This is a genomic window from Ruegeria jejuensis, from assembly GCF_041537905.1.
In the GTDB taxonomy this organism is placed as follows: Bacteria; Pseudomonadota; Alphaproteobacteria; order Rhodobacterales; family Rhodobacteraceae; genus Ruegeria_C.
Genome location: NZ_JBGRUO010000017.1, coordinates 1 through 16,215 on the forward strand (window position 1 = coordinate 1; position 16,215 = coordinate 16,215).

General features: G+C 61.7%; 17 protein-coding genes. 11 read left to right on the plus strand and 6 right to left on the minus strand.

All coding sequences use genetic code 11. The features are described 5' to 3' along the window. Nucleotides 1-183: 183 nt before the first annotated feature. The gene (locus AB1E34_RS17840; RefSeq protein WP_372573671.1) at nt 184-918 is read right to left on the minus strand and encodes a glutamine amidotransferase; all 735 of its coding nucleotides are present in this window, start codon (nt 916-918) and stop codon (nt 184-186) included. 108 nt (nt 919-1,026) lie between these two features. Here AB1E34_RS17840 and AB1E34_RS17845 point away from each other — a divergent pair, with 108 nt between their 5' ends. After that, on the plus strand, nt 1,027-1,647 hold the full coding sequence (locus tag AB1E34_RS17845) for an HAD-IA family hydrolase (protein WP_372573672.1): 621 nt from the start codon (nt 1,027-1,029) through the stop codon (nt 1,645-1,647). Nucleotides 1,648-1,663: 16 nt separating this feature from the next. Here AB1E34_RS17845 and AB1E34_RS17850 read toward each other — a convergent pair whose 3' ends face one another. Next, a complete protein-coding gene (locus tag AB1E34_RS17850) occupies nt 1,664-3,436 on the minus strand; it encodes an SLC13 family permease (protein WP_372573673.1) in 1,773 nt (590 codons plus the stop codon). Nucleotides 3,437-3,543: 107 nt separating this feature from the next. Between AB1E34_RS17850 and AB1E34_RS17855 the strand changes: the two genes are divergently transcribed. Then, a complete protein-coding gene (locus tag AB1E34_RS17855; protein WP_372573674.1) occupies nt 3,544-4,284 on the plus strand; it encodes a YebC/PmpR family DNA-binding transcriptional regulator in 741 nt (246 codons plus the stop codon). Between the two features lie 69 nt (nt 4,285-4,353). On the opposite strand, the gene AB1E34_RS17860 is transcribed toward AB1E34_RS17855, so the two are convergent. After that, nucleotides 4,354-4,791, minus strand: coding sequence for a hypothetical protein (locus tag AB1E34_RS17860; RefSeq protein WP_372573675.1), 438 nt, complete (start codon nt 4,789-4,791; stop codon nt 4,354-4,356). A 108-nt stretch (nt 4,792-4,899) separates the two neighbouring features. Here AB1E34_RS17860 and AB1E34_RS17865 point away from each other — a divergent pair, with 108 nt between their 5' ends. Then, the gene (locus tag AB1E34_RS17865) at nt 4,900-5,673 is read left to right on the plus strand and encodes a helix-turn-helix domain-containing protein (RefSeq protein WP_372573676.1); all 774 of its coding nucleotides are present in this window, start codon (nt 4,900-4,902) and stop codon (nt 5,671-5,673) included. On the opposite strand, the gene AB1E34_RS17870 is transcribed toward AB1E34_RS17865, so the two are convergent. Then, entirely contained in the window at nt 5,666-5,968 is a 303-nt protein-coding gene (locus AB1E34_RS17870) for a YciI family protein (RefSeq protein ID WP_372573677.1), read from the minus strand. The genes AB1E34_RS17865 and AB1E34_RS17870 overlap by 8 nt on opposite strands. Nucleotides 5,969-6,055: 87 nt before the next feature. On the opposite strand from AB1E34_RS17870, the gene AB1E34_RS17875 reads away from it, so the two are divergent. Beyond that, nucleotides 6,056-6,934: a LysR family transcriptional regulator gene (locus AB1E34_RS17875; RefSeq protein WP_372573678.1), complete on the plus strand. Its 879-nt coding sequence runs from the start codon at nt 6,056-6,058 to the stop codon at nt 6,932-6,934. On the opposite strand, the gene AB1E34_RS17880 is transcribed toward AB1E34_RS17875, so the two are convergent. Then, nucleotides 6,921-7,715: an ArgP/LysG family DNA-binding transcriptional regulator gene (locus tag AB1E34_RS17880; protein WP_372573679.1), complete on the minus strand. Its 795-nt coding sequence runs from the start codon at nt 7,713-7,715 to the stop codon at nt 6,921-6,923. The genes AB1E34_RS17875 and AB1E34_RS17880 overlap by 14 nt on opposite strands. Before the next feature lie 87 nt (nt 7,716-7,802). Between AB1E34_RS17880 and AB1E34_RS17885 the strand changes: the two genes are divergently transcribed. From AB1E34_RS17885 to AB1E34_RS17915, 7 genes are all read left to right on the plus strand, one after another. Continuing rightward, a complete protein-coding gene (locus tag AB1E34_RS17885; protein ID WP_372573680.1) occupies nt 7,803-8,402 on the plus strand; it encodes a LysE/ArgO family amino acid transporter in 600 nt (199 codons plus the stop codon). Nucleotides 8,403-8,442: 40 nt separating this feature from the next. Continuing rightward, entirely contained in the window at nt 8,443-9,354 is a 912-nt protein-coding gene (locus tag AB1E34_RS17890) for a DMT family transporter (RefSeq protein ID WP_372573681.1), read from the plus strand. 84 nt (nt 9,355-9,438) lie between these two features. Continuing rightward, nucleotides 9,439-10,011, plus strand: a complete 573-nt coding sequence (betI, locus tag AB1E34_RS17895; RefSeq protein ID WP_372573682.1) for a choline-binding transcriptional repressor BetI — start codon at nt 9,439-9,441, stop codon at nt 10,009-10,011. Further along, entirely contained in the window at nt 10,008-11,516 is a 1,509-nt protein-coding gene (betC, locus tag AB1E34_RS17900) for a choline-sulfatase (RefSeq protein WP_372573683.1), read from the plus strand. The genes betI and betC overlap by 4 nt, the downstream gene beginning before the upstream one ends. 95 nt (nt 11,517-11,611) lie before the next feature. Continuing rightward, nucleotides 11,612-13,270 carry a choline dehydrogenase gene (betA, locus tag AB1E34_RS17905; RefSeq protein WP_372573684.1) on the plus strand — a complete coding sequence of 553 codons (1,659 nt, stop codon included), beginning with the start codon at nt 11,612-11,614 and terminating at the stop codon, nt 13,268-13,270. A gap of 105 nt (nt 13,271-13,375) precedes the next feature. Next, on the plus strand, nt 13,376-13,615 hold the full coding sequence (locus AB1E34_RS17910) for an HP1242/YdcH family protein (RefSeq protein WP_372573685.1): 240 nt from the start codon (nt 13,376-13,378) through the stop codon (nt 13,613-13,615). A gap of 201 nt (nt 13,616-13,816) precedes the next feature. Then, on the plus strand, nt 13,817-14,773 hold the full coding sequence (locus AB1E34_RS17915; protein WP_372573686.1) for a hypothetical protein: 957 nt from the start codon (nt 13,817-13,819) through the stop codon (nt 14,771-14,773). Between the two features lie 3 nt (nt 14,774-14,776). On the opposite strand, the gene AB1E34_RS17920 is transcribed toward AB1E34_RS17915, so the two are convergent. Then, complete coding sequence (locus AB1E34_RS17920) at nt 14,777-16,177, minus strand: helix-turn-helix domain-containing protein (RefSeq protein ID WP_372573687.1); 1,401 nt, start codon at nt 16,175-16,177, stop codon at nt 14,777-14,779. Nucleotides 16,178-16,215 lie beyond the last annotated feature (38 nt).

Genomic DNA, 16,215 nt, shown 5'->3' on the forward strand with positions numbered 1-16,215 from the left:
GCTCTTTGGAAAGTAAGGCTGAAGCCGCGCCATCTGCTCATCGGTCAGCCAGAATAGATTGCTCATGTTATACCCCTGAAACTCACGGGCATGAATCACGCAGGCGGGATGACGGCAACAAAATTAATAGGTCCAGAACCTAGAGGAAGGCAGGGCGGTCGGGCAACGGGGAATGCCGCTAGGTTATTCGTATTTTCTGGCAAAACGGCGCAGGATTTCACCGGGTTCGGTGACGTCTGCTGCCTTGCATTCGGCAATCAGCCGTTCCGCATCAGAGGGCGGGAAATAGCCATAGTCCTTGTAGATATTGATGCGCTGCTCGAAATCGCGCGCATCCGCTTCCGGGTGAAACTGCGTGGCATAGATGTTTTCGCCATGCCGGATCATCTGGTACGGGCAGGCCTCGGACCTGACCAGATGCACACAGCCAGGCGGCAGGTTCTGCACCGCTTCCTTGTGGCCGACAAAAGCCTCGAATTCCGGTTTCAGCCCGGTGGTGAGCGGGTCGGTCGTGCCATCGGGCGTCAGCGCGCAATGTGATGGGCCGACAGGTTCGCCGTATCGCGCCTTGCTCACCTCACCGCCCAGATGGGCCGCCAACACGCCCAGACCGTAACAACAACCCATGAAGGGGTGATCCTGTTCGATGATCTGCGGCATCAGCCCCATCACCTGCGCTTCGATCCGCGCCTCAAGCGGGGGTTTGGAGGCCGGATCGTCACTGACGCATCCCGGCCCGCCGCCAACGATGACCCCGGCATAATCGCTCACTTGCAGCCCCTCTGGCAGCGTTTCGCAATCCAGCCGGATGCGATGGGCGCGATCCTCGGTCAGGTCGCACTTGTGCAGTATCGAGGCATATTCGGCATCCGCCGCATCATGTTCGGGGCGCAATTGCAGGATCAGAAAGCGTTTCATGGCTGGGCTCTAGCGCGATATGGCCGGTATTGGCAACGCCCATTGGGGCGGCTTGCCATCCCGTATCGCCGCGATAGTCTGAGCGTTCTTCACGTGACGGAGAGTGGTATGACCGAACCTCCTATCATCGCCTGGGACTTCGATGGCGTCCTGAACCGGAACATCCGCGATGGTGTGTTTTTATGGGCAGAGAGTTTCGAGCAGGATCTCGGGCAGTCGCTGGATGTGTTCACCAAGCATGTCTTTGCCGATGATTTTGACCGGATCATTACGGGGCAGGAGGATTTGCGGGATCGCGTGGCCTCTTGGGTCGAAAGGGTGGGGTTTGTTCCGGGGCCGGATGCTTTGCTGGAGTATTGGTTCAAAAAAGATGCCCTGCCGGATGTCGAGGTTCTGAAGGTGCAGGCAGCGCTTTCGGCCAAGGGGATCAGGCACGTCATCGCCACCAATAACGAGGCCCGTCGCGCGCGCTATATCGAGGTCGAGATGGGTTTTGGCGACCGGGCCGTGCATGTCTTTTCCTCGGGCCGGATGGGCGTGCGTAAACCGGACCCGGCGTTTTATGCACAGATCACCGAAACGCTGGATGTGGCACCCGACAGGATGCTTCTGATCGATGACTATCAGGCCAGCGTTGACGCGGCGCGTGCCGCGGGGTGGCAGGCCCATTTCTTTTCGGATAAGAGCAGAGACGATGTTCTGGACCGGCTGAGCGCGGAGTTTTTGTGAACCTGGGTGCGATGCCTCACATCGGCCAGAACAGCAGGATCGCGGGGATCGAGACCGCGACCACCAGTATTTCCAGCGGCAGGCCCATGCGCCAGTAATCGCCAAAGCGGTATCCACCGGGGCCGAGGATCAGCGTGTTGTTCTTGTGTCCGATCGGCGTCAGGAACGCCGCCGAGGCAGCAACCGCCACCGCCATCAGGAACGGGTCGGGTGAGACATCTAGCGTGGTTGCCATCTGGATGCCGACCGGGGCGGCGACAATGGTGGTCGCGGTGTTGTTGAGCACATCCGAAAGCGTCATGGTCACCACCATCAGCACCGTCAGAATCGCCCAGGCGGGCAGGCCGTTGGTGAATTGGATGAGGGCACCGGCAATCAACTCCGTGCCGCCCGAACTTTCCAGCGCCGCGCCCAAGGGGATCATCGAGCCCAGCAGGATCACCACTGGCCATTCGATGTGATCATAAAGCTCGGTGATGGGCAGGATGCGGGTCAGTACATAGGCCACCACGACCATTCCCAGCGCCACCGGCAGGTAGATCAGCCCAACGCTCGCCGCCAGCACCGCCGCCGCAAACAGCCCGATGGCGAGCCACACCTTGTCATTTGCGGTCACAGACAGACCGCGCTCGGCCAGTGGCAGACAACCCAGCCATTCAGTGACGTCGGCGGTCCTGTCGCGGGGGCAGAGCAGCAACAGGATGTCGCCGGGCTCGACCTCGGTCTTGCGGACCTGGTGCAGGATACGCCTGCCCTGGCGCGAGATGCCCATCAGCAGCGTGCTTTGCCGCCAGGCCAGCCCGATTCCCTGCGCCGTGCGTCCGGTGATCCGTGCCCCTTCGGGGGCCACCACCTCGATCACCTCGAGACCTTCGCCCGAAGCGGTCAGCAATTCCTGCCGCTGCGCGTCCGAGAAATCCAGCGACAGTGCTGCGCGAAACTCGTCCAGCGCCTCGGGTTTGGCCTCCAGCACCAGCGCGTCGCCCGCCCGAAGCAGCGAGTTTGCGGCGCGGCCATAGCGGCGCTTGCCGTCGCGGATCAGGCCGATGATGGCCACATCCGACTGGTCCGCAGTATCGTAGAACTCGGCCAGGCGTTTGCCGATATGGGGCGACTCTTCCGGGATCGTAAGTTCGGCGATGTAATCGGCCAGCGCGGTTGCGGTATCACCCTCGGCGCCGCGATCGGGGATCAGCCGCCAGCCGATCAGCGCAACAAATGCCAGCCCGGCCAGCGCGGCAAGACCGCCCACCGGCGCGAAATCGAACATGTGATAGGGCGTGCCCACGGCCTGTTCGCGGATCGAGGCGATGATGATGTTGGGCGGAGTGCCGATCAGCGTGGCCATGCCCCCCAGGATGGTGGCAAAGCTGAGCGGCATCAGCGACAGGCCCGACGCGCGTCCCGCCTTGCGCGCGGTCTGGATATCGACCGGCATCAGCAATGCCAGCGCCGCCACGTTGTTCATGAAGGCTGACAGCACCGCGCCGATCCCGCCCATAAGGGCGATATGGGTGCCCAGTTTGCGCCCCGAATCCACCAGCGTGCGGGTGATCAGGAACACCGCGCCCGAGCGCACCAACCCGGCCGATACCACCAGCACCAGCGCCACCACCACCGTGGCGGGGTGGCCAAAGCCGGAAAACGCGTCCTTGACCGGGACCACACCCAGCACAACGCCGATAAGCAAGGCGGAAAAGGCAACCAGATCATAGCGGTAGCGGCCCCAGAGCAGCATGCCGAAGACCCCGATGAACAACGCGAACAAAATGATCTGATCCAAAGTCATGCTGCCACCATAGGGAAGGGTGGCGCGCGGGCAAGCCGGTCCCTTGATCCTTTTGCCCGCAAGGGTCTATATGATCGCCAATCAGAACACCGAGCGACGAGGACGATATGGCCGGCCATTCCAAATGGGCAAATATTCAGCACCGCAAAGGGCGTCAGGATGCGGCGCGCTCCAAGCTGTTTTCCAAGCTCAGCAAGGAAATCACTGTTGCGGCCAAGATGGGCGATCCCGACCCCGACAAGAACCCGCGCCTGCGTTTGGCGGTGAAAGAGGCCAAGTCGAACTCGGTCCCCAAGGACGTGATCGATCGCGCGATCAAGAAGTCGCAGGCGGGCGAGGGCGATGAATACGAAGAGATCCGCTATGAGGGCTATGGCCCCAACGGCGTGGCCGTAATCGTCGAGGCGATGACCGACAACCGCAACCGCACCGCCTCCACCGTGCGCTCGACCTTTTCCAAGAACGGCGGCAATCTGGGCGAGACCGGCTCGGTCGGGTTCATGTTCGAGCGCAAGGGCGAGGTGATGTACACCGTCGAAGCGGGCGATGCCGATACGATCTTCGAGGCCGCGATCGAGGCCGGTGCCGAAGATGTGGAAAGCTCCGAAGATGGCCACATCATCTATTGCGCCGATACCGACCTGAACGACGTGTCGAACGCGCTGGAAGCGGCGCTGGGCGAATCCGAATCCACCAAGCTGGTTTGGAAACCAACCACAACCACCGAGCTTGATCTGGATGGTATGCAAAAGCTGATGCGGCTGGTGGATGCGCTGGAGGATGATGACGACATCCAGCGCGTGACAACCAATTTTGAAGCCGATGACGAGGTCATGGCGCAACTCTGATCGTGCCTTGAAGAATGACATGGCCCGGAGCATTGCTCCGGGCTTTTTTGCGCGCGCTACCGCGACGGTCTATCCGGTGACGGCGGCACGTTCCTGCGCCGGTCGCCAGAGTGGCCCGACGCCGACCAGCAAAAAAATCATGTTAAAGAACACGTTCGACATATTGCCCGAGGCTGCCGAACCTGCGCTGTCCAGCACGAACCAGGCGAGAATGCCGTAGAGCACGGATTTGCGCACCGCCTCGGGCGCGTGATCGTAGACATGTTCGGACAGGTTCCAGATCATCACGCCCCAACCCAGCAGGAAGCCGCCCGCCAGCGCTGACAGAAAGCGCGTATCAGGCGCTGTGAAGGTTGCGCTGCCATCCAGGGGCCAGCCCAGCAGGTCCAGCGTGATGCGGGCAGGGCCGGTCGTGGCCTCGATGGAGCCGAGGAAGAAAACCGGTGCGAAACTGGCCACCATCAGAGCGGTGATCTTGAGCCAGAACTTGTGGAAACTCTGTGACATCTCTGTCCTCCTTTTGGGATATGGCCCAAGGATGGGCTGCCGGGGATCATCGGCGCAATTACCTGTAAGGTAACTGACCTGCGTCCCGGTCCACGCTATGCTTCGGGTATGACCGAGTTTCCCAGCACCCTGAAAACCTGGCGCTCCGCGCGCCGGATGTCGCAACTGCAGCTCGCGGTCGAGGCCGAGGTTTCGTCCCGGCACATATCCTTTCTGGAGACCGGGCGTGCCCGCCCCAGCCGCGAGATGATCGGGCGCCTGGGCGATGCGCTGCAGATGCCGCTGGATGCGCGCAATCAGATGCTGATCACTGCAGGCTTTGCCCCGCGCTATCCGCAGCGCCAGTGGGAGGCTGACGAGATGGCACCGATCCGCGCGGCGGTCGCGCATACGCTCGACAATCACGCGCCTTATCCCGCGCTGGCTCTCGATCGGCTCTGGACGGTGCTGCGCATGAACGCCGCCGCGCAGCAGCTTTACGGCCAGTTGGGCTTTGCCGAGGGCGGCAGCCTGCTTGATCTGCTGATGTCGGATCATCTGCCCAACGTCATCGAGAACTGGCCCGAAGTCGCCCATCACGCCGCCCGTCGGTTGCGGATCGAAAGTGCCTCGCAGGGCGGGGTGGCCCAGTTGGATGCGGCGGCGGATCATCTGATGCAGGCACCCCCGCCCGCAGATCACGCGCCTGCGCCGGTCGTGCCCACGATCCTGCGGATGGGCGATATGCGGCTGGCACTGTTTGCAACCATCGCCCAGTTCGGCACGCCCGAGGATCTGTTGCTGGATGATCTGAAGGTTGAGCTGTATTTCCCCGCCGACCCCGAAAGCGGCGCGCTGCTGCGCGCGCTGGCTGGGGCCGGGGGAAGACGCGTTCCTAAATGATCTGCCGGATGCCGTTTGCAAAGACTTGCCGCCAGCGCAGAATGCGATAGCTTTTGCGCAACCCGGTGTCCCAGAACGGATCGCGATGCACCAACTGCTCGACCATGTCTTCTGTCTCGGCCGCCACGATCCATAACCCACCCTGACCCGCGCCCGCGGGGCTGAAAAGCGGACCCGCAGCGGTAATGGCCTCTGAATGCGATTCCAGAAAGGCCAGATGCGCGCTCATATGTGTTTTACGGATGTCGGGGTCGGCATCCGGGTTGTCCTCAAACAGAATGATAAAGGTTGTCATGTCAGCTCCTGCATGTGCTTGGGAACACAGAATAGTTCGGCGTTCATGTCGGTTGATCTGGCAAATGAGTAAGTTCATTCTGCAAAAATGCAGGATCATAACTGGAACGACCTGAAGTATCTTCTCGCTCTTCACCGCGCTGGGCGGATGTCTGGCGCAGGCCGCCTTGTCGCGGTGAACGAGACCACAATCGCGCGTCGGATCAGAACATTGGAACGGGTATTGGGCGCGCCGCTCTTTGTGCGTGCGGCGGACGGGAGGTATGAGGTCACCGAATTCGGCCAACGGATCGTGGCGCAGGCCGAAGTGATCGAAACGCAGCACTTGCAGGTCTCCGAGAGTGCCGGTCTGGCGCAATCGGGCCTCACCGGAACGGTCCGGGTCAGCGCCGTACCTGCGTTGGTCAACCGCGTGTTGGTGCCTGGCTTCGCGCCGTTCAACTGCCAGCATCCGGACCTGACGGTCGAGCTTGTGCCCGAGGCGCGCAATGCCGATCTGACGAAACGCGAGGCTGATCTTGCACTGCGGTTTGCCCGCCCCGCGTCGGGCGGGTTGCGCGTGAAGGCGCGAAAGCTCGCGGCTCTGAAATTTGCGGTCTACGGGCCCAAGGCAGATTGCGGGCGCACTGATCTGCCCTGGATCGTCTATGACGACGCCCATGCATCGCTGCCGCAGGCGCGCTGGCTTGGAAGTGTGGCGGGGAGCGATATCAGCGCGCTGCGGGTTTGCGACCTGGACACGGCGCAAGAGGCGGTGGGCGCAGGGTTGGGAAGCACTGCGCTGCCGGTGATCTGTGCCGAGGGGGATGCGCGCCTGATGCGGCGCGACACAGGCGGTATCGCACCACCCGACCGCCCGCTCTGGCTGCTGTTTCATGCCGACCAGCCCCGGCGCGCCTCGGTTGAGGCGGTCAAGGAGTGGATCATCGGTTTGGAGTGGCAGGCCAGCGCGCTCAACCCGCCCTGATCAGCCCAACCTGTGCGGCCTGTTTCACGGCGCGGGTGAGCGGGGCGAGCGCCGGGGCCATCACCCGGCTGACCTGCCAACTCAGCGCAACGTCCAGCGGTTGATACGCCAGCACGGTGACAAGCCTGCCGTCGCGGATCGGTTGCCGCGCAAGCGATTCAGGGTTCATGCCCCAGCCCAACCCGGCGCAGGCGGCATCGACGAAGGCCTGGGTCGAGGGCAGGAAATGGCTGGGTGGCGTGACCCGTTTGCCGATCACCTGCTCGATCCATTTTTGCTGCAGGTCGTCTTTGCGGTTGAAGGTCATGCAGGGCGCGACAGAGAGCGTTGCGGCGCTCACGCCTTTGTCAAACCAGCGATTGGCAAAGGCCGGGCTGGCGGTCGCAAGATACCGCAGATGCCCAAGCGGAACCGCGTCACAGCCCGGTGCCGCTTTGGTGCCGGAACAGATCGCGGCGCTGACTGCCCCGCGCCGCAGCCAGTCGGCAGAATGGTCCTGATCATCGATCACAAGGTCAAACAGCACATCCTCGACCTGTGCCATCGCATCCACGAACCATGTGGCGAGGCTGTCGGCATGTTTGGCGATCCGCAGCCCGGCCCGCGTGCCCGTGCAAGGCACACCGCGTTCGATCAGCGCGGCACCCACCCGTTCCTCCAATGCCCGGATACGCTGCGAGATGGCCGATTGTGTCACCGCCAACTCGGCGGCGGCGGCCTCGAAACTGCCCAGTCGCAAAATCGCGGCAAGGGCGCGCAGTTGGTTGGGGTCGAACTGCATTAGAGTTACTTATCTGGCGTTACCATCTTTAATTTGATAGCGGCGATGCGCCCGGTTAGTCAAACCCCGTTCATAGCGGAGAGGCACATGCTGGCATCATTCATTCCCGGCTTCCTTCTAGGGTTCAGCCTGATCCTGGCGATCGGGGCGCAGAATGCGTTTGTGCTGCGCCAGGGGCTGCGGCACGCGCATGTCTTTGCGGTGTGCCTGAGCTGCGCCATCTCGGATGCGCTGCTGATCGCGGCGGGTGTGGCAGGCTTTGGCGCGCTGGCCATGGCGGTGCCCTGGTTCGAGCCGCTCATGCGCTTTGGAGGGGCCGCGTTTCTGATCGTCTATGGCGCGCGCAGCTTTCACGCCGCTTGGCGCGGTGGCGAAGCGTTGGAGACCCGCAATGGTGCAGGGGCCGGATTATGGGCGACATTGGCGACGCTGCTGGCGCTCACCTGGCTCAATCCGCATGTCTATCTGGATACCGTGGTGCTGATCGGGTCGGTCTCGGCACAATATCCGGATCGGTTGAGCTTTGGTCTGGGGGCGGTGACCTCAAGTTTCGTCTTCTTTTTCTCGCTGGGCTATGGCGCCCGGCTGCTGGCACCGCTTTTTGCCCGCCCGCGGGCCTGGCAGGTGCTGGATGTGCTGATCGGCGTGATCATGTGGGCCATTGCCGTCAAACTCATTATCATGTGAAGGGGTTGTCCCAGTTCGCAATAGGGTGTTGAACCGGGTCATGCCCACGCTCGATTCCCCTCCGCAGCGCCCGCTTGTCGGTATCCTTTGGATGCTTGCGGCGGGTGTGTGTTTTGTTCTTATGACGGCATTGGTCAAGGTGATTGGCGGTACCATGCACCCGGTTCAGCTGGCCTTTCTGCGCTACATATTGGGTTTGGTCTTTGTGCTGCCGGTGATCCGCCCGCTGATCACCACGCGGTTCACGCGCCGCCAATGGTCGCTGTTCTGCATCAGGGGCGCGCTGCAATCGGTGGCGGTGATGCTGTGGTTTTTTGCCATGACGCAGATCCCCTTGGCCGAGGTCACGGCGATGAACTATCTGACCCCGATCTATGTCACGCTGGGGGCCGTGTTCCTGTTGGGTGAGCGGTTGGCTATGCGTAGGATCACAGCCATCGGGTTTGCTTTTGTCGGCGCGCTGATCATCCTGCGGCCTGGCTTCCGCGAAGTCTCTCCCGGTCATCTGGCGATGCTGGGAACCACGTTGTTGCTGGGCGGCGCCTATCTGCTGGCCAAGGTCACCGTGGACGAGGTGCGCCCGGCGCTGGTGCTGGCGCAGATGTCGATCTGGGTGGCGGTGTTCCTTGCCCCGTTTGCGCTTGTGGTCTGGCAGCCTTTCAGTCCCTCAGATCTGGGTTTTGTCTTTCTCGTCGCGACCATGGCGACCGCCGGGCATTACTGCATGACCCGCGCGCTGCAAGCCGCGCCTGTGGCCGTGACCCAACCTGCCACCTTCCTGCAACTGGTCTGGTCGGTCGCGCTGGGGGCACTGGCCTTTGACGAAGGGATCGACCCCTGGGTGGTCGCCGGCGGCACGCTGATCCTGGCCTCGGTCAGCTTTATTTCGTGGCGCGAGGCAGCGCTGCAACGGCGTCAGATTACCCCGGTCAATCTTGCGCCGAAGCTGTGACGCAAGGTGCTTGCGGGTTATTGATTGACGGGTCAATAAAAACATCCTAGCTGTTTTCCCAACCTCACGGAAAGGGAAGCGACGATGCCAAAACTGGGAATGGAACCGATCCGGCGCGAAGCCATCGTGCGGGCGACCATCGCCGAGCTTGGCCAGACTCGCTCGCTGGATGTGACCGTCAGCCAGATCGCCAAACGGGCCGGTATGTCCAGCGCGCTGGCGCATCACTATTTCGGCGGCAAAGATCAGATATTCCTGGCGGCGATGCGCCGTATTCTGGCCGATTTCGCTGCCGAGGCGCGCGCCGAGCTGAAGGCCGCCGCGCCCGAGGATCGCGCGCGGGCAGTGATCCGCGCCTGTTTCGCGCCGTCATGCTTTTCACCGGATGTCATTGCAGCCTGGATGACTTTCTACGTGATGGCCCAGACCAATCAGGAGGCGCTGCGGCTTTGGCAGATTTATCAGTCGCGCATCCGATCCAATCTTGTGCATGCGCTGAAAGGCCGGACCAAAGACCCCAGAGATGTCGCCGAAACGCTGATCGCCCTGATCGACGGGCTTTACATCCGGGCCGCATTGGGTGCGCCGGAGCGGCCTGAACTGGCCGTGCGGCAGGCCTCGACCATCCTCGATACGCTCACAGGCAGACTTTCATGACACAGCCCAACATTTTGATCCTGATGGTGGATCAGCTCAACGGAACCCTGTTTCCCGACGGCCCCGCCGACTGGTTGCATGCGCCCAACCTGAAGCGCCTTGCCGCGCGCTCGACCCGGTTTGCCAACACCTATACCGCCTCGCCGCTTTGCGCGCCGGGGCGGGCGGGCTTCATGTCCGGGCAATTGCCGTCGCGCACCGGGGTCTATGACAACGCCGCAGAGTTCCGCAGCGACATCCCCACCTACGCGCACCACCTGCGCCGGGCGGGTTATTACACCTGTCTCAGCGGCAAGATGCATTTCGTCGGCCCAGATCAGATGCACGGGTTTGAGGATCGACTGACCACCGATATCTACCCCGCCGATTTCGGCTGGACGCCGGATTACCGCAAGCCCGGCGAACGGATCGACTGGTGGTATCACAATATGGGGTCGGTGACCGGTGCGGGCGTGGCCGAAATCTCGAACCAGATGGAATATGATGATGAGGTCGCTTATCACGCCACCGCCAAGCTCTATGATCTTGCGCGCGGCAAGGATGAGCGTCCGTGGTGTCTGACCGTCAGCTTTACCCATCCGCACGACCCTTACGTGGCGCGGCGGAAATACTGGGACCTCTATGAGGATTGCGAGCACCTGACGCCGCAGGTTTCCGACCTTGGCTATGACAATCAGGACCCGCATTCGCAGCGTATCTTTGATGCCAATGATTGGCGCAGCTTTGACATCACCGACGAGGATATCCGCAAGTCGCGGCAGGCCTACTTTGCCAATATCTCGTATCTGGACGACAAGATCGGTGAGATCCTGCATGTGCTGGAAACCACGCGGCAAGAGGCGATCATCCTCTTCGTCTCCGATCACGGCGACATGCTGGGCGAGCGGGGCCTCTGGTTCAAGATGTGCTTCTACGAGGGCTCGGCGCGCGTGCCTTTGATGATCTCGGCGCCTGACATGCCTGTCGGCCGGATCGACACTCCGGTGTCCACCATCGACGTGACGCCGACGTTGGGGGCGCTGGCAGGCGTGGATATGGCTGAGATCGCGCCCTGGAGTGACGGCGAGGATCTTGTGCCGCTGGCCAATGGCGTCGAGCGGAGCGCGCCGGTGGCAATGGAATACGCCGCTGAGGCCTCCTATGCGCCGCTGGTTTCCCTGCGCTATGGCAAGTGGAAGTATAACCGCTGCGCGCTGGACCCCGATCAGCTGTTTGATCTGGAGGCCGATCCGCATGAGCTGACCAACCTGGCCGACAGCCCGGCGCATCAGGGCACGTTGCAGTCGCTGCGCGCCAAATCCGAGGCGCGCTGGGATCTGGACGCATATGATGCCGATGTGCGTGCCAGCCAGGCCCGTCGCTGGGTGGTCTATGAGGCGTTGCGGCAGGGCGGCTATTACCCCTGGGACTACCAGCCGCTGCAACGGGCCTCGGAACGCTACATGCGCAACCATATGGACCTGAACACCGTCGAGGAAAACCAGCGCTTTCCGCGCGGCGAATGATCCCCGCGGCCCCTTTTTTATTGAGCGCTTCCGCGCGCTCTTTTTGCAGACAACAACAGATGTGACGCGCCGGGGCGAGCCGGGCGGAGGTGGACATGGAAGCAGATTTTGTGATCGTTGGCGCGGGCAGCGCCGGCTGCGCGATGGCCTATCGGCTAAGCGAGGCGGGGGCCTCGGTATTGGTGATCGAACATGGCGGCAGTGATATCGGGCCGTTTATCCAGATGCCCGCTGCGCTGAGCTATCCGATGAACATGTCGCGCTATGACTGGGGGTTCAATTCCGAGCCGGAGCCGAACCTGAACAACCGACGGCTGGTGGTGCCGCGCGGCAAGGTGATCGGCGGGTCCTCGTCGATCAACGGCATGGTCTATGTGCGTGGTCACGCGATGGATTTCGAGACCTGGGCCGAGATGGGCGCCGATGGTTGGGCCTATGCGGATGTTCTGCCCTACTACAAGCGGATGGAGCATTGGCACGATGGTGGGCATGGCGGTGACAGCGAATGGCGCGGCACTGACGGCCCGTTGCATGTCAGCCGCGGCCCGCGCCGCAACCCGCTCTATCATGCTTTTGTCGAGGCAGGGCGTCAGGCCGGGTATGAGACCACGGGCGATTACAATGGCGAGAAGCAGGAAGGTTTTGGTCCGATGGAGCAGACCGTCTGGCGGGGCCGACGCTGGTCGGCGGCCAATGCCTATCTGCGGCCCGCGCTAAAGCGGCCCAATTGCGATCTGGTCAATGGGCTGGCGCAGCGGGTTGTGATCGAAGAGGGCCGCGCCGTCGGTGTCGAGATCAAGCGCGGCAACAGCACGCAGGTGATCCGGGCGCGGCGCGAGGTGGTTCTGGCGGCCTCGTCGATCAACTCGCCCAAGTTGCTGATGCTGTCGGGGATCGGTCCGGGGGCGCATCTGGCGGAACATGGGCTTGATGTAGTCGCGGACCGGCCCGGCGTCGGTGCCAACCTGCAAGACCATCTGGAGGTCTATTTCCAGATCGCCTCGCTGAAGCCGATCACGCTTTATCGTCACTGGAACCTGATCAGCAAGGCGCTGATCGGGGCGCAGTGGCTGTTCACCAAGACCGGGCTGGGGGCGTCGAACCAGTTCGAAAGTGCGGCCTTCATCCGGTCTCGCGCCGGTATTCCCTATCCGGATATCCAGTATCACTTCCTGCCCATGGCCGTGCGTTATGACGGGCAGGCCGCTGCCGAAGGACATGGCTTTCAGGCTCATACCGGCCCGATGCGCTCGCCGTCGCGCGGGGCGGTGACGTTGCGCTCAGCGGACCCGGCTGAAGCGCCCGTGATCCGCTTCAACTACATGTCGAGCGAACAGGATTGGGACGAGTTCCGCACCTGCCTGCGCCTGACCCGCGAGATCTTCGGGCAGGAGGCGTTCAAGCCTTTTGTCGGAAAGGAAATTCAGCCCGGCGCCGATCTGCAAAGTGATGATGAGTTGGACGGTTTCATCCGCGAACATGCCGAAAGCGCCTATCACCCTTGCGGCACCTGCCGCATGGGTCGGGCCGATGATCCCAACGCGGTGGTGGACCCCGAGGCGCGGGTGATCGGGGTTGACGGGCTACGGGTTGCCGACAGCTCGATCTTTCCGCAGATCACCAATGGCAACCTGAACGCGCCCTCGATCATGGTCGGGGAAAAAGTATCCGATCACCTGCTGGGTCGCGGAATGCTGCCACGCTCGAACGCGCAGCCATGGGTGCATCCGGACTGGCAGACCGCGCAGCGCTGAGGGAGTTGTACTTTGCTGTGTCCATGCCCAGCTTGATCCGTGTCAAAGCGGTTCACCACGCTGCGATTCTAATCTGAGCCGCACTCAACGATCAGGAGCACACATATGTCCCACACCCCGCACGAACTGGCCGAGGAATTCCCGGACAAGGCCGACCTCATGAGCCAGCTCAAGCAGAGCGATGCCCATTTTGCACGGCTCTCGGACGAATATCATGAGATCAACCGCGCCGTGCATCGCGCCGAGACCAATGTAGAGCCCATCGAGGATCTGGCAGAGGTCGAACTGCGCAAGAAGCGGGCAGCGCTCAAGGACGAGATCTGGGGCATTCTGTCAAATAACTGACGTTCTGAAACCGGCGCCCGCAATACGCCGCGCCTCTCTGGGTCTCGATCAGGCACCAGAGGGGCTTACTCAGCATTATGCTGAGCATATTGTGAACAAGTTTGCACGCATTTGGCTATTGACCTGACATAGGCTGCCCGCAGAGCGGGCGACGAGATTGGCCCGTTTCCAAAATCTGAATTTGATCGAAGGAATGGGGCAATGGCGAAGACGCTTGCGACGATGACCAAAACATTCAACAAGCTGGAAGCACGATTTCAGGAATGCTCTTTGGATCAAGCCAAGATACTTACCGACTATATCAAGCTCAAAGAGCAGGCTTCGGTAGCCGCAGAACAAGCCGGAAAGGATGCCGCCGAGCTCTGCAAGAAAGGTCACAAGGGCAAGGTTCTGGCGGATTTCGCAAAAGACAAGCCGGTTAAGCAAGCGTTGAAGTTTTGGGCGGCGAATGAAGCACAGGCTGCCAAGCGGCGCGACGCCTTGAGCAAGTCACACGCGGCGCTTTTGGCGCTGGGCAAAGATATGCAGTCGATAGCGAGCGAGTTAAGGGCCGATATTGAGAAGCGTGACAAGAAAGCCAATCGCAAATTGCTGAAGATAAAGTCTGATTCACTTCCTGACCTGAAGAAATTGATGAAGAAGACGGAAACTCAGTTCAAGCAGATGCAGAAGCTCGACAAACAGATGCGCGACGATCTCAGGGATGTGCTCGAGATTCCGTTTGCTTCGGGGTTTGAGTATTTCTTTGACAGTTTTTTCAAGGGATCCGAGAAATACCGCAGAGCGGATGACATGCGGGTACAGGCGAAAGGAATCGTCAACCTGAGAGCCCAAAGCGGCAAGCTGCGCGACGCCAAGAAAAAACATGCTGAGCTTAAGAAACTTTGCACGCATGCCCTGAAAGAGGCCCAGGCCGGCAATTCCCCCAAGGCGGCACTGGACGGCGCGTCCAAGGCTCTCAAGGAAATTCGCAAGATGCTCAAAGTACAGCAACAGGGGCTGAATACGTTGTCAAAGGATGAAAAGGCATCGGCGGATGGCAAGGCCTTCGTCAAGGGCCTTGGTGAATTGACAGCGTTGTCAAAGGACGGGCTCAAGCTGTTGACAAGCGCGACAAGAGCCTGCTTTGCCTTGCAGAAGAAAGCGCAAGGGGCCTGACGCCTAGCTGACCTGATAGGGCAGCGTATCGCGCGTATCGGGGTCGATGGTCAGCCTGCGCTCCAACGGTGGTACGGAGCGCTGGTGGCATGTGGCGCGTTCGCAGATGCGACAGGAAATGCCGATGGGCTCGAAGGCGCTGGCATTGTTGACGTCGAGATTATCCGCATAGACCAGCGCATCGGCGTGACGTATCTCGCATCCAAGCGCGATGGCATAGCGGCGCACGGGCGCGCCGAACGACCCACCGGGTTTCGACACGTCGCGCGCCAGCGAGATATAGCGCACCCCGTCGGGCGTTTCGGCCAGTTGGCGCAGGAAATGTCCGGGTGTCTCGAACGCGCGATGCACGTTCCAAAGCGGGCAGGCCCCGCCGAACCGTGCAAATTGCAGCCGTGTGGCAGAGTGGCGCTTGGTGATGGTGCCCGCCTGATCCACCCGGACAAAGAAAAACGGGATGCCCTTGGCGCCGGGCCTTTGCAGGGTGGACAGCCGGTGCGCGACCTGTTCGATCGACGCGCCAAAGCGATGGCCCAGCAATTCCAGATCATGGCGGGTTTCGCGCGCTGCCTCCAGAAAGCTGCCATAGGGCATCAGCGCGGCCCCGGCGAAGTAATTGGCCAATCCGATCTTGGCGATGGAGCGGGCAGCCTCGGTCTGGAACCGCGCGAAGTCGAGCGTGGCCTCAAGCAGCTTGTCCTGCGTCAGCAACGCCACTTGCAGCAGCAGTTGAAAGACGCGTGTCTCGGGCGCGGCGCGTGAGGACAGCCTGAGCAGGCGCGCCTCGGCATCGTAGCTGCGCAATGTCTCGGTATCGATATTTCTGACGGTGATACCCTGCGCGCCCAGCATCGCTTCGGCGGCGGCACTGACGCCGTTTTCGCGGCGGGCCAGATCGGCAAAGCGCTCGGCGCTGCGGTCGACCGCGTCGATGTAGTTGTCACAATAATGGAAGAAATCGCGCACCTCTTCCCACGGGCTGGCCTGTAGGCGGGCATCCTCGCGGCCAAGCGCCTCGTCCAGCGAGGCCAGCCGTTCATGGGTTTGCCGGTAGTGGCGGTGCAACTCGATAAAGGCGCGGGCCAGCGCGGGGGCGTTCGAGGCGGTCAACCGCAGATCAGCAGGCGGTGGCATCGCCTCTGCAAAAAGCGGATCGGCCAGCACCTCGCGCATGTCCGAGACCAGCCGCTCGCTGTCGCCGCTGCTCAGTTCGGTTACATCCAGCCCGAACTCCTGCGCCAGCGCCAGAACCACCGTGGTCGAGACCGGGCGGTTGTTATTTTCCATCTGGTTGAGGTAAGGCAGCGAAATGCCTAGTTTTGTGGCGAATTCTCTCTGGGTCAAAGCCAGCCTGTTGCGGATTTCCCGCAGCTTGGCACCGGCATAGAGCTTTTGGGGAGGCATGAGCGGCCTTTGCAGATTTACCTACCCGTCAGGTTAGG

Coding starts and splice junctions, on each gene's coding strand:
- AB1E34_RS17860 (WP_372573675.1), bottom strand. CDS start 4,791: ATGTCACAGAGTTTCCACAAGTTCTGGCTCAAGATCACCGCTCTGATG.
- betC (WP_372573683.1), top strand. CDS start 10,008: ATGACACAGCCCAACATTTTGATCCTGATGGTGGATCAGCTCAACGGA.
- AB1E34_RS17870 (WP_372573677.1), bottom strand. CDS start 5,968: ATGACAACCTTTATCATTCTGTTTGAGGACAACCCGGATGCCGACCCC.
- AB1E34_RS17885 (WP_372573680.1), top strand. CDS start 7,803: ATGCTGGCATCATTCATTCCCGGCTTCCTTCTAGGGTTCAGCCTGATC.
- AB1E34_RS17840 (WP_372573671.1), bottom strand. CDS start 918: ATGAAACGCTTTCTGATCCTGCAATTGCGCCCCGAACATGATGCGGCG.
- AB1E34_RS17920 (WP_372573687.1), bottom strand. CDS start 16,177: ATGCCTCCCCAAAAGCTCTATGCCGGTGCCAAGCTGCGGGAAATCCGC.
- AB1E34_RS17855 (WP_372573674.1), top strand. CDS start 3,544: ATGGCCGGCCATTCCAAATGGGCAAATATTCAGCACCGCAAAGGGCGT.
- betI (WP_372573682.1), top strand. CDS start 9,439: ATGCCAAAACTGGGAATGGAACCGATCCGGCGCGAAGCCATCGTGCGG.
- AB1E34_RS17910 (WP_372573685.1), top strand. CDS start 13,376: ATGTCCCACACCCCGCACGAACTGGCCGAGGAATTCCCGGACAAGGCC.
- betA (WP_372573684.1), top strand. CDS start 11,612: ATGGAAGCAGATTTTGTGATCGTTGGCGCGGGCAGCGCCGGCTGCGCG.
- AB1E34_RS17875 (WP_372573678.1), top strand. CDS start 6,056: ATGCAGGATCATAACTGGAACGACCTGAAGTATCTTCTCGCTCTTCAC.
- AB1E34_RS17865 (WP_372573676.1), top strand. CDS start 4,900: ATGACCGAGTTTCCCAGCACCCTGAAAACCTGGCGCTCCGCGCGCCGG.
- AB1E34_RS17915 (WP_372573686.1), top strand. CDS start 13,817: ATGGCGAAGACGCTTGCGACGATGACCAAAACATTCAACAAGCTGGAA.
- AB1E34_RS17890 (WP_372573681.1), top strand. CDS start 8,443: ATGCCCACGCTCGATTCCCCTCCGCAGCGCCCGCTTGTCGGTATCCTT.
- AB1E34_RS17880 (WP_372573679.1), bottom strand. CDS start 7,715: ATGCAGTTCGACCCCAACCAACTGCGCGCCCTTGCCGCGATTTTGCGA.
- AB1E34_RS17845 (WP_372573672.1), top strand. CDS start 1,027: ATGACCGAACCTCCTATCATCGCCTGGGACTTCGATGGCGTCCTGAAC.
- AB1E34_RS17850 (WP_372573673.1), bottom strand. CDS start 3,436: ATGACTTTGGATCAGATCATTTTGTTCGCGTTGTTCATCGGGGTCTTC.